At 71.1% G+C, this 12,414-nt stretch carries 7 protein-coding genes; 1 reads left to right on the forward strand and 6 read right to left on the reverse strand.

Translation table 11 applies throughout. The annotated features are described in order from the left end of the window. Positions 1 to 128: 128 nt before the first annotated feature. The gene (locus H1226_RS14380) at positions 129 to 1,325 is read right to left on the reverse strand and encodes a macrolide family glycosyltransferase (protein WP_258341166.1); all 1,197 of its coding nucleotides are present in this window, start codon (positions 1,323 to 1,325) and stop codon (positions 129 to 131) included. Between the two features lie 279 nt (positions 1,326 to 1,604). On the opposite strand from H1226_RS14380, the gene H1226_RS14385 reads away from it, so the two are divergent. Continuing rightward, positions 1,605 to 2,168 (forward strand): TIGR03086 family metal-binding protein, encoded by a 564-nt coding sequence (locus tag H1226_RS14385; protein ID WP_258341167.1) that lies wholly within the window; start codon positions 1,605 to 1,607, stop codon positions 2,166 to 2,168. 261 nt (positions 2,169 to 2,429) lie between these two features. Here the strand turns inward: H1226_RS14385 and H1226_RS14390 are convergent, their stop codons facing one another. The 5 genes from H1226_RS14390 to H1226_RS14410 all read right to left on the reverse strand — a co-directional run bounded on the left by H1226_RS14390 (position 2,430) and on the right by H1226_RS14410 (position 12,403). After that, complete coding sequence (locus H1226_RS14390; protein ID WP_258341168.1) at positions 2,430 to 3,881, reverse strand: glutamate synthase subunit beta; 1,452 nt, start codon at positions 3,879 to 3,881, stop codon at positions 2,430 to 2,432. Beyond that, on the reverse strand, positions 3,874 to 8,439 hold the full coding sequence (gltB, locus tag H1226_RS14395; RefSeq protein ID WP_258341169.1) for a glutamate synthase large subunit: 4,566 nt from the start codon (positions 8,437 to 8,439) through the stop codon (positions 3,874 to 3,876). The genes H1226_RS14390 and gltB overlap by 8 nt, the downstream gene beginning before the upstream one ends. A gap of 716 nt (positions 8,440 to 9,155) precedes the next feature. Beyond that, positions 9,156 to 10,442: a glycosyltransferase family 87 protein gene (locus tag H1226_RS14400; protein WP_258341170.1), complete on the reverse strand. Its 1,287-nt coding sequence runs from the start codon at positions 10,440 to 10,442 to the stop codon at positions 9,156 to 9,158. Positions 10,443 to 10,857: 415 nt separating this feature from the next. Then, positions 10,858 to 11,319, reverse strand: a complete 462-nt coding sequence (locus H1226_RS14405) for a cupin domain-containing protein (RefSeq protein ID WP_224966868.1) — start codon at positions 11,317 to 11,319, stop codon at positions 10,858 to 10,860. A 19-nt stretch (positions 11,320 to 11,338) separates the two neighbouring features. Then, positions 11,339 to 12,403 (reverse strand): Rrf2 family transcriptional regulator, encoded by a 1,065-nt coding sequence (locus tag H1226_RS14410; RefSeq protein WP_258341171.1) that lies wholly within the window; start codon positions 12,401 to 12,403, stop codon positions 11,339 to 11,341. Positions 12,404 to 12,414 lie beyond the last annotated feature (11 nt).

The following is a 12,414-nucleotide window of genomic DNA, read 5'->3' on the forward strand; positions in this document are numbered from 1 at the left end:
TCGACCCAGGTGAGTGGCCAACCCGCCCACGCAGCACGGGCGAACGGGACACTCACCTGAGCTCCGGACAGGTGAGTGGCCCGTTCGCCCACGTGGGATGGGCGGATGGGCCACTCACCTCGAAGGGGTCAGGAGAGGAAGCGTTCCAGGGCGTCGGCGCCCGCGGGGGCTCCGCCGCTGGTGAGGACGGCTTCGCGCATCTCGGCGAGGTTGGCGCGGATCTGCTCGTCCGCGGCGACCTCGTCCACTGTGGACCGCAGTAGCTCCGGGGTGACGTCGTCGGCCACCAGCCGCTTGCCGAGCCCGAGCTCCTGGGCGCGGTCGGCGTTGGCCTCCTGCTCCGGCATCTGCGGGAACGCGATCGGCGGCACGCCGTAGTACAGCGTCTCCATCGTCGAGTTCATGCCGGTGTGGGTGAGGAACGCGGTGGCGTGCTGCAGCACGGCGGGCTGCGGGAAGCTCTTGCGCACCTCGAAGTTCTCCGGGATCTCGCCCAGGTCGGCCTCGTCCACGACCTTGCCGATGGACATGGCGACCTGCCAGTCGGAGTCGCGGAACGCCTCGATGCACAGCCGGAAGAACTCGGGGCGCTGGTTGAACACGGTGCCCAGCGAGATGAACAGCAGCGGTTGGTCGCCGTGCTTCGGCTTCCAGTCGACGACACCGCGCTGCCCGACGGACGGGCCGATGAACTCGAAGCGGTCGTCGAAGGTCTCCGCGTGCAGCTGGAACTTCTTCGGCAGGAACACCAGGTTCAGCGGCGACGGCTTCGCCTGGCCGAACGAGGACGGGTCGAAGGTGACGCCGAACTCGGTGGTCAGCTCCTTCATCCGCTTCGCGAAGTCCTGCAGGATCGGGTGGTTCGGGTCGAAGGGGTTCTCCTGGTCCTTCTGCATCATCACGTCGCGCAGCGAGAAGTGCTCGTTGCCCGCGAAATGCGGGATGAGCGCCACCTCGGGCACGTCCAGCTTCTCGGCGAGCATCGGACCGGTCGCCTCGGCCTGGTCGAAGCACACCGCATCCGGCAGGTCCTGGCCGAAGTGCTCGACGAGCTTCGGGAACGACCGCTGGATGTCCTCGATGCGGAACTCCAGCATCGGGGCCATGGCCTCGGGCGTGAACTTGGCGAAGTTGGTGGGCATCTCGGGCATCACGGTGCCGGTGTCGAACAGCGTGGCACCGGCGGCCTGGACGGCGTCGTGGAATTCGGGACCGATGGCGTAGGTGACGCGGTGGCCGCGGCGGACGAGCTCCTCCACCAGCGGCAGCGTCGGGTTGACGTGTCCGTGCGCGGTCATGCTGACGAACGCGAAGTGCTTGCTCATGTTCCCCTCGGGATGCTGCTTGCCCGGACCGGCCCATACCCGCCGCGCCCGATCGACCTAGCCCATGGTCCTCCGAACGCAGCGCCGAAAAAAGGTGTTTTCCGCAACCAATTACTTTCACGGCGCAGCACGGAGCGCGACAGCGAGCCGTTGACCTGCGACGACACCCAGCCTTGAGCGGGCGGTGTGATCCGCGCCGCTGCCCGGACGAGGCCGGACGAACCGGACGGCGACCCGGCTCGCCCGGGCGGGAACATGATCGCGGAGTAGCGTTCCGGCATGCCGACACCAGCTCAGCAGTTGATCCCCGGCGCCCTGCAGCGCTTCGGCGCTCGGGTGCACGCGATCGAGGACCACCAGTGGCGCGGTCCGACGCCGTGCACCGCCTGGACCGTCCGCGACCTCGTCGGCCACCTCGTCGGCGAACACCGCTGGGCGCCGCACCTGCTCGCCGGCGAGACCATGGAGCAGGTCGGCGACCGCTACGACGGCGACCTGCTCGGCGACGACCCGGCACGCGCGTGGGACGAGGCCGCGAGCGCCTCCCGCGCGGCGTGGGAGGTCGCCGACCTGACCGGGAGCGCCCGGTTCTCCTTCGGCGAAGCGCCGATGACCACCTACGCGGAGCAGATGCTCATCGACCTCACCGTGCACGGCTGGGACCTGGCACACGCCACCGGGCAGCCCGAGGGCCTCGACCCGGCCGCGGTCGAACTCGGCCTCGCCTACGCGCGCCCCAACGCCGACCGGATGGCGGCCCTCGGCATCATCGACCCGCCGATCCCCACCGACAGCACCGATCCCGCAGTGCAACTCCTCGCCCTGCTGGGCCGCCGCGCCTGACCGCCCGTCACCGAACCCGCCCGGCGGGCCATGGCTCCTTCCTGTCAGCGGCGAAGCCGCTGAGCAGCGACCACGCACGCAGCTCGACCACCCGCGGGTTCTCAGCGGTTTCCTCGCGAGGACAGCGTTTTCTCCTGTGGCGGAGCCACCTGTGAAAACGATCCCGCAGCGAGGGAACCGCTGAGGTTCCGCCACCCCCATGCTCCGCAACGAGCGAAGCGCCCCGGGACGTGGTCCCGGGGCGCTTCGCGACGCGCTCGATCAGACCAGCGGGCGGTCCGTCGGGGCGATCGGGGCGGGTAGCACGTCCCGGCCCGTCAGGTAGCGGTCCACCCCGGCGGCCGCGGACCGGCCCTCGGAGATCGCCCACACGATCAGCGACTGGCCGCGTCCCATGTCACCGGCCGTGAACACACCGTCCACAGTGGTCATGAAGTCCGAGTCGCGGGCGACGTTGCCTCGCTCGTCGAGCTCCACGCCGAGGTCGGTGAGCAGGCCCTCCTTCTCCGGGCCGACGAAGCCCATCGCCAGGAACGCCAGCTGGCACGGCAGCTCCCGCTCGGTGCCCTCGACCGGCACGAAGCGCCCGTCCTCGCGGCGCACCTCCGCGAGCCGCAGCGCGCGCAGGTTCCCGTTCTCGTCGGCGAGGAACTCCTGGGTGTTGACGGAGAACAGCCGCTCCCCGCCCTCCTCGTGCGCCGAGGTCACCTTGAACGTCATCGGGTACGTCGGCCACGGCTGGCTGTCCGGCCGCGCGGACGGCGGCGTCGGCATGATCTCCAGCTGGGTGACCGACTTCGCGCCCTGGCGGTGCGCGGTGCCGACGCAGTCCGCACCGGTGTCACCACCGCCGATCACCACGACGTCCTTGCCCGCGGCGTCGATCGGCGAGGACGGCAAGTCGCCTTCCTGCACCTTGTTTGCCAGCGGCAGGTACTCCATCGCCTGGTGCACCCCGACCGCCTCGCGGCCGGTGATCGGCAGGTCCCGGGCCGCGGTGGCGCCGCCGGCGAGGACCACCGCGTCGTAGTCCGCCTTCAGCTGCTCCACCGACACGTCCACGCCGACGTGCACGCCGGTGCGGAACTCGGTGCCCTCGGCCCGCAGCTGCCCGAGCCTGCGGTCCAGGCGCCGCTTCTCCATCTTGAACTCGGGGATCCCGTAGCGCAGCAGCCCGCCGATGCGGTCCGCCCGCTCGTAGACCACCACGTCGTGGCCCGCGCGGGTCAGCTGCTGGGCGGCGGCCAGGCCGGACGGACCCGACCCGATCACCGCGACCTTCTTGCCGGTCTTCGACGCGGGCGGCTGCGGCGGCACCCGGCCCTCGGCCCAGGCCCGGTCGATGATCTCGATCTCGACCTGCTTGATCGTCACCGGATCGGAGTTGATGCCGACGACGCACGCCGCCTCGCACGGGGCGGGGCACAACGTCCCGGTGAACTCCGGGAAGTTGTTCGTGGCGTGCAGCCGCTCGATCGCCTCGCTCCAGTCGTCGCGCCAGGTGAGGTCGTTCCACTCCGGGATCAGGTTGCCCAGCGGACAACCGTTGTGGCAGAACGGGATGCCGCAGTCCATGCAGCGGCCCGCCTGCTCCTTGACCCGGCCCGGCTCGAAGTCCAGGTAGACCTCGCGCCAGTCCTTGATCCGGATGTCCACGGGGCGGCGCTCGGGCGTCTGGCGCGCCGTGGTGATGAAGCCCTTCGGGTCAGCCATGAGCCGCCTCCATGATCGCCTGGTCAACGTCGCGGCCGTCGCGCTCGGCGGCGGTCTGCGCGGCCAGCACGCGCTTGAAGTCGCGCGGCATGACCTTCGCGAAGCGCGCCACCGACCGGTCCCAGTCCGCCAGCAGCTCCGCCGCCACCTGCGACGCCGTCTGCTCGTGGTGCCTGCGGACCCGGTCGTGCAGGAATTCCCGGTCGGCCTCGTCCAGCGGATCGAGGTCCACCATCTCCGGGTTGACCCGCTCCTCCCGCAGGTCCAGCACGTAGGCGATGCCGCCGGACATGCCGGCCGCGAAGTTGCGGCCGGTGCCGCCGAGGACCACCGCGCGGCCTCCGGTCATGTACTCGCAGCCGTGGTCGCCGATGCCCTCGACGACGGCGATCGCGCCCGAGTTCCGCACGCAGAACCGCTCGCCCACCACGCCGCGCACGAACAGCTCACCGGACGTCGCGCCGTAGAGCAGCACGTTGCCCGCGATCACGTTGTCCTCGGCGGTGTAGGCCGCGCCCTCCGGTGGGCGCACCACGATCCGCCCGCCCGACAGGCCCTTGCCGACGTAGTCGTTGCCGTCGCCGAGCAGCCGCAGCGTGATGCCCCGCGGCACGAACGCCCCGAAGCTCTGCCCGGCCGAACCGGTGAACGTCACGTCGATCGTGTCGTCCGGCAACCCCTCGCCGCCCCACCGGCGGGTCAGCTCGTGGCCGAGCATGGTGCCCACCGTGCGGTTGACGTTGCGCACCGGCAGCTCCAGCCGCACCGGTGTCGCGTCCTTCAGCGCACCCTCGCTGAGCTGGATCAGCGTGTGGTCCAGGGCCTTGTCCAGGCCGTGGTCCTGGGTGGTGGTGTTGTGCAGCGCCGCGCCCGCCGCGAGCTCCGGCACGTGGGTGATCGCCGAGAGGTCCAGCTCCTCGGTCTTCCAGTGCCGCACCGCGTCGTCGGTGTCGATCAGCTCGGCGTGCCCGACGGCCTCCTCGATGGACCGGAAGCCGAGTTCCGCCAAGTACTCCCGCACTTCCTGGGCGATGAACTCGAAGAAGTTCACCACGTACTCGGCCTTGCCGTCGAACTTCGCCCGCAGCTGCGGGTTCTGGGTGGCCACGCCCACCGGGCAGGTGTCCAGGTGGCACACCCGCATCATGATGCAGCCGGACACGACCAGCGGGGCGGTGGCGAAGCCGAACTCCTCCGCGCCCAGCAGCGCCGCGATCACCACGTCGCGGCCGGTCTTGAGCTGCCCGTCGGTCTGCACCACGATCCGGTCGCGCAGGTCGTTGGCCAGCAGCGTCTGCTGCGTCTCGGCCAGCCCCAGCTCCCACGGGCCGCCCGCGTGCTTGATCGAGGACAGCGGGGAGGCGCCGGTGCCGCCGTCGTGCCCGGAGATCAGCACCACGTCCGCGTGCGCCTTGCTCACGCCCGCCGCGACCGTGCCGACGCCGACCTCGCTGACCAGCTTGACGTGGATCCGCGCCTTCGGGTTGGCGTTCTTCAGGTCGTGGATCAGCTGCGCGAGGTCCTCGATGGAGTAGATGTCGTGGTGCGGCGGCGGGGAGATCAGCCCCACGCCCGGCGTGGAGTGCCGGGTCTTGCCCACCCACGGGTACACCTTGTGACCGGGCAGCTGCCCGCCCTCGCCGGGCTTCGCGCCCTGCGCCATCTTGATCTGGATGTCGTCGGCGTTGACCAGGTACTCGCTGGTGACGCCGAACCGTCCGGAGGCGACCTGCTTGATCGCCGAGCGGCGCGAGTCGCCGTTGGCGTCCGGGGTGAACCGGTCGGCGTCCTCACCGCCCTCGCCGGTGTTGGACTTCCCGCCGAGGCGGTTCATCGCGATCGCGAGGGTCTCGTGCATCTCCTGCGAGATCGAACCGTAGGAGATGGCGCCGGTGGCGAACCGCTTCACGATCGACTCGACTGGCTCGACCTCCTCGATCGGCACCGGCCGCCGGGCGTCCTCGCGGAACTTGAACAGACCGCGCAGCGTCATCAGGTCGCGCGACTGGTCGTCGACGGCCTTCGTGTACTCCTTGAAGACCTCGTAGCGGCCGGACCGCGTGGAGTGCTGCAGCTTGAACACGGTGCGCGGGTTGAACAGGTGCGGGTCGCCCTCGCGCCGCCACTGGTACTCACCGCCCACCTGCAAGGTGCGGTGCGGGGCCTGCACGCCGTCGTCCGGGTAGGCGCGGCGGTGCCGCTCGGCGACCTCCTTGGCCAGCAGGTCGAAGCCGACCCCGCCGAGCCGCGAGGTGGTGCCGGCGAAACATCGGTCGATGACCTCGGCACCGAGCCCGATCGCCTCGAAGATCTGCGCGCCGGTGTAGGAGGCCACCGTGGACACGCCCATCTTCGACATCGTCTTGCGCACGCCCTTGCCGAGCGCCTTGATCAGGTTCCCGGTGGCCTGCGCCGGGTCGAGTCCCTGGAGCACGCCGTTGTGCACCAGGTCCTCGACGCTGGCCATCGCCAGGTACGGGTTGACGGCCGCGGCGCCGTAGCCGATCAGCAGCGCGACGTGGTGCACCTCGCGCACGTCACCGGCCTCGATCACCAGGCCGACGTGGGTGCGGGTCTTCTCCCGCACCAGGTGGTGGTGCACCGCGCCGGTCGCCAGCAGCGACGGGATCGGCGCGTGCTCGGCGTCGGCGGCCCGGTCGGACAGCACCAGCACGTGCGCGCCCTCGGCGACCGCGGCGGACACCTCGGCGCAGATCTCGTCGAGCCGCTCCCGCAGCGCCTCGCCACCGCCGCGCACCGGGTAGGTGCTGGAGATGATCGCGGGCTTCAGGCCGGGGCGGTCGCCGTCGTCGTCGATGTGCACGATCTTGGCGAGCTGGTCGTTGTCCAGCACCGGGAACGGCAGCACCAGCTGCTTGCAGGCGTCCGGGTCGTGGTCGAGCAGGTTGTGCTCGGGCCCGACGTGCGTCGCCAGCGAGGTCACCAACTCCTCGCGGATGGCGTCCAGCGGCGGGTTCGTGACCTGCGCGAACAGCTGCGTGAAGTAGTCGAACAGCTGCCGCGGGCGCTTCGAGAACGCCGCGAACGGCACGTCGTTGCCCATCGAGCCGATCGGCTCCGCCCCACCGGCGGCCATCGGCTTGAGCAGCACGTTCAGCTCTTCCTGCGTGTAGCCGAACACCTGCTGGCCGTGCACCAGCGACGCGTGCGAGGGGACCTCGCGGTCGCGGTCCGGCAGGTCGCCCAGGTGCACCACGCCCTCGTCCAGCCACTGCTGGTACGGGTGCGCGGCCGCGAGTTCGCCCTTGATCTCCTCGTCGTCGACGATGCGCCCGGCACCGGTGTCGACCAGGAACATGCGGCCCGGCTGCAACCGGCCCTTGCGCACCACGCGCGCCGGGTCCAGTTCGAGCACGCCGACCTCGCTGGCCAGCACGACGAGGCCGTCGTCGGTCACCCAGTAGCGGCCGGGGCGCAGCCCGTTGCGGTCCAGCACCGCGCCGATCTGGGTGCCGTCGGTGAACGCCACCAGCGCGGGGCCGTCCCAGGGTTCCATCAGGTAGTTGTGGAACTCGTAGAACGCGCGGCGCTGCGGGTCCATCTCGGCGTGGTTCTCCCACGCCTCCGGGATCATCATCAGCACCGAGTGCGGCAGCGACCGCCCGCCCAGGTGCAGCAGCTCCAGCACCTCGTCGAAGGTGGCCGAGTCGCTGCCGTCCGGCGTCGCGATCGGGTACAGCCGCTGCAGGTCACCGGGGATGAGGTCGGTCGCGAGCATGCTCTCGCGGGTCCGCATCCAGTTCCGGTTCCCCTTCATCGTGTTGATCTCGCCGTTGTGCGCGATGAACCGGTACGGGTGCGCCAGCGGCCACGACGGGAACGTGTTCGTGGAGAACCGCGAGTGCACCAGGCCGATGGCGCTGGTGAACCGCTCGTCGGCCAGGTCCGGGTAGAACGCGCCCAGCTGGGTCTCGCTGAGCATTCCCTTGTAGACGAAGGTCCGCGCCGACAGGCTCGGGAAGTACACCGCGGCCTCGTGCTCGGCGCGCTTGCGCACGCAGAACGCGCGGCGTTCGAACTGGAGGGCCGATTCGGACTCGGCTCCGTCGCTGCCGTGCCCGATGAACAGCTGGCGGAAGCTCGGCATCACCTCGCGGGCGGCCCGCCCGGCGTGCTCCGGCTCGATCGGCACCTCGCGCCAGCCGAGCAGGGTGAGGCCCTCCTCGGCGACGATCCGCTCGACGATCCCGGCCGCCTCCCGCGCCTCGTCGGCGTCGGCGGGCAGGAAGGCCGTCCCGGCCGCGTAACCGCCCGCTTCGGGCAGGTCGAACGGGACCACGGCGCGGAAGAACTCGTCGGGGACCTGCGTCAGCACGCCGACGCCGTCCCCCGTCTCCGGGTCGGCGCCCTTGGCGCCCCGGTGCTCCAGGTTGCGCAATGCCGTGAGGGCGTTCTGCACCAGTGCATGGCTGCGCCGCCCGTGCATGTCGGCCACGAACGCCACTCCGCAGGCGTCGTGGTCGTGAGCCGGGTCGTACAGACCCCGCTCGGCGGCGCGACGTTGCGCCTCATTTCTCAAATACTGGGAATCCGGCATCGATCCTCCCGTCGCCAGGCCCGGATCGCGGCGAGGGAATTGTGAGCACTCGCAAGCGATCCGCGAAAACCTTTCGGGCACTGACAAAAGGATGCGCCGTTGCATCGTCGGTCAGTTCCGGGCACTGTACAGACGGATCGGGCCCACGGCTACGCCTGAGTAACACGGATGAAAATCACATGGCGGCGTCCCGGAGCGTGGAACCGGCCGCCTTCGGGCGGTCAACCGCAGGTCACCTTCGATCAACCCCCTGACCAGCGGCGGCGCCCGCGGGAACCGGGCTCCAGGGCTCACGGGCAGGCGTTGCGCCTGATCACGACGGCTTTTTCGGTCCAGTCCGGTTCGAGCGTGATGCAGCACACAGCCCGGGAAGGGTTGCCTGACTCGAACCCCATCGAGACCGTCCTCTGTGGAACCCCGGCTTCCCCCGCCGCCGCCCCGAATTCACACGGATGACGCAGCGCCGAGACCAGATTCCCGTGCCATGCGCCGAATCCGGGCTCCGGATGAAACGTTCCATTCGGACATCACGCCGCCGACCGGCGACGACGGGACGGCCACCGGCTCCCGCAGGCGGTCCCGGCGCCGCCGATCGCGCTCCGCGAGCGGCCGCGCACCCGGCGCGCACGCAGCGGACCCGAGTCCGGGCGCCCGGGGCAGCGGTGCGGAATGGCCCGGCTCCACACCGTCACGATTCGCAATTCCCGGCCGGACGGTCAATCGCGGGACGGGTCTCCGGTCACCGCGGGCGCCGGTTCCGCGTAACGCGACAGCAGCAGAAGCATTGCGATTCCGATCAGCAGATAGGAATTGCCGAACAGGTGCTGTAGCGCATTCCAGTTCCCATTGGCCGGGAACATCCGGAACGTGGTGACGAAGGCGGCCAGCACGAGCACGCCCGCCGACACCAGCCAGCCGCGGCTGCGCCTGCGCAACGCCGTGCCGGCCGCGACGAGCACGCCCGGCGCCACCCACACCCAGTGGTCCGACCAGGACGTCGGCGAGACCAGCAGCGCCAGCAGTGCCGTCGCCAGCAGCGCCGGAGCCACCTCCGCCGTGCGCAGCACCCGCACCGCCACCAGCGTCAGCACCAGCGCGCACAGCGCCCACAGCGCGTGCTCGGTCAACGCGGGCAGGTCCAGCCGGGACAACGCGCCCATGATCGACTGGTTGGTGTGGTACGAGGAACCGCTGACGCCCGCGGCCGGACCGGTGCCGAACCAGTAGTCCATCGACGCCGAGCGGTTCAGCACGAACCCGAAGCAGGTCCCGGCGGCGGCGGTGATCGCGGCGACCGCGGCCGCCCGGTACTCCTTGCGCACCAGGAAAAACAGCAGGAACGCGGCCGGCGTCAGCTTGATCGCGGCGGCCAGGCCGACCAGCAGGCCCCGCGGCCAGCGCGGGTGCTCGGTCAGGCAGTCCACCGCCACCAGCCCCATCAGCAGCACGTTGACCTGGCCCAGCCCGAACGACGCGTACACCGGTTCCAGCAGCAGCGTGCCCGGCAGGCCGATCGCGGCCACCGCGGCCGCGCTCTCCCGGCCCAGGTGCGGCCACGTCCGCCGCGCCACCAGGTACAGCACCACGCCGATCGCGACCAGGTCCGTCAGGTAGAGCAGCCACAGCCCCGCCACGTACGGCAGCACCGACGGCACCGCCAGCGGCAGCAGCGCGAACGGCGGGTACACCCACGGCAGGATCCGGTCGGCGCTCGTCATCGGACCGCCGACCGTGATGTCCCCGCCGCTGAGCCAGGTGTGCACCGCCCAGCGGTACACCTGGTAGTCGACGCCCGCGCCGTGCCCCAGCCCGGCGCGGCTCATCAGGAACAGCGCCACCAGCGAGACCAGCAGCGCCACCGCACCGGCGGCGATGACCGGCCGCGGCCGGACCAGCACGTGGGCGCGCAGCCGCGCGAACCAGCGCTGCGCGGTGGCGAGGTAGCGGGTGAGTGCGGCCTGCCTGGGCCCGGGTAACCGGGGGCTGCGTAGCGGGGTGGCCAACGAGATCCTTCCGTCGCGCGGCCACCAGCATCGGCTGCCCGATCCCCGACTAGGAGCATCCGGCCGCAGGGGTGCACCTGGATACAGGCGCAGAACTCTATCCAACCGCCCGGAGTGCTCCACCCCACACCCCACTCCGGGCGAGGTGGGCGGCCAGCTCGGGCCCTCGGGCCACCCACCCGGTCGATCACTCCACCAGCCCGCCAGGTAGGTCATGTCCGTTCCCCGTCAGCGGCGAAGCCGATGAGCAGCGACCACGCACGCAGCCGGACCACCCGCGGGTTCTCAGCGGGAGTCTCGCGAGGACAGCGTTTTCGCCTGTGGCGGAGCCACCGGTGAAAACGATCCCGCAGCGAGACTCCCGCTGAGGTTCCGCCGCCCCACCACGACGCAGCAGAAGCAGAAAACCAATCCGTCAGAGCGCGTAGAGCTCCGGGAGGTTGACGACTATGGCCTCCTGGGTGCTCCGGGAGATCACCACGACGGCCTTGTGCTCCGGGTCCGGATTCTCCTCGCGGTGCGGCACGTACGGCGGCACGAAGATGTAGTCGCCGGGCTCGGTCTCGATCCGCACCTCCTCGGTGCCGTCGTGGAAGACGAACCGGGGGTGGCCGCTGACCACGTAGATCGCGGTCTCCGACTCGCCGTGGTGGTGGTTGTCGGAGGCCGTCGCGGGCGCCACGTGCGTCTCGCCGGTCCAGATCCGCTCGGAGCCGACGGTGTCGCCGCTGATCGCCGCGAACCGCTGCATGCCCTCGGTCTGCGCGGTGCCCCCGTCCAGCTCGCTGCCGCGGATGTGGTGCAGCCGGGAGCGCAGCGACTGCTTCTCCGCGGGGTCGACCTTCGAGGTCAGGTCGGGGTGGAATGCGTCCGCCATGGAACTGCTCCGTTCTGGGTCAGGCCGCCGCGCGCTGTTCGGCGGCCAGGTCGGCGATGGTGATCCGTTCGAGGAAGTCCGCGACGGCGCCGCCGAGCCGCGTCCACACCGCGTCCCGCTCGGCGTCGTCGTGCCGGGAGGTCACCGCGCCTTCGACGACGCGGACCACGTCGGCGAGGGTGATCTCCGCGGCGTCCCGCGCCGGCCAGTAGCCGCCTTCGCAGCCGCGCTGGCTGTGCACGAGGCCGCCGCGGCGCAGCTCCACCATCAGGTTCACCAGCGAGTTCAGCGGGATCCCCTGGGTGCGGGCCATCGATTCGCAGGTCTGCTGCCTGCCGCTGCTCGCCAGCTCCACCAGGGCGCGCACCGAGTAGTCGACGCGCGCGGAGATGTGCACGGGCGCGGCGCGGCGCACCCGGGTGCTCCTGGTCGCGGCCACCTCCGGCAGCACCACGGCGCCCTTGGCGATCTCCTCGCAGAACAGCACGATCCGGGCGGCGACGCTGCGGTGCACCTTGTCGTTGAGCACGTCGTGCACGCCGTCCTTGAACACCGCGGTGCTGGCCTGCGGGTGCGCGGCGCCGAGCCGGGTGACCGGGTCGACGGGCGCGATGGCGTCGGCATCGCCGTGCAGCAGCAGCACCGGCACGTCCGGGAGCCGCTGCGGCGGTTCGGCGGTGCCCGCGTCGAGCTCGCCCCAGTGGAAGTCCGGGTCGGCGCTGAGCCGCTCGCGGTGGATCGGGCAGGAGGTGCGGGCGGCGATCTCGTCCTCGCGCCCGGCGGGCGCACCGGGCGCCGCGGCCAGCGGGGTGCCCGCCAGCACCAGCCCGTCCACCTCGGTCTCCAGCGCGGTCTCCCAGGCGCGCAGCGCACCGGTGTCGGTGCCGACGAGGATGCGGGCGGTGTCGCCCGCCCCGTCGAACCAGTCGGCCGGTGCGGTGCCGAGGTCCGGGACGACGACGGTGTAGCCGTCGACGGCGAGCCTGCGGCCGAACCGCTCGTACAGGCCGGGGTGTTCGCCCCGCCCGTGCAGCACCACGACGTGGCCCCGCGAAACGGTCTCCGGCACCCAGCTGCGGGTCATCTCGACTCCAT

Source organism: Saccharopolyspora gregorii (genome assembly GCF_024734405.1).
In the GTDB taxonomy this organism is placed as follows: domain Bacteria; phylum Actinomycetota; class Actinomycetes; order Mycobacteriales; family Pseudonocardiaceae; genus Saccharopolyspora_C; species Saccharopolyspora_C gregorii.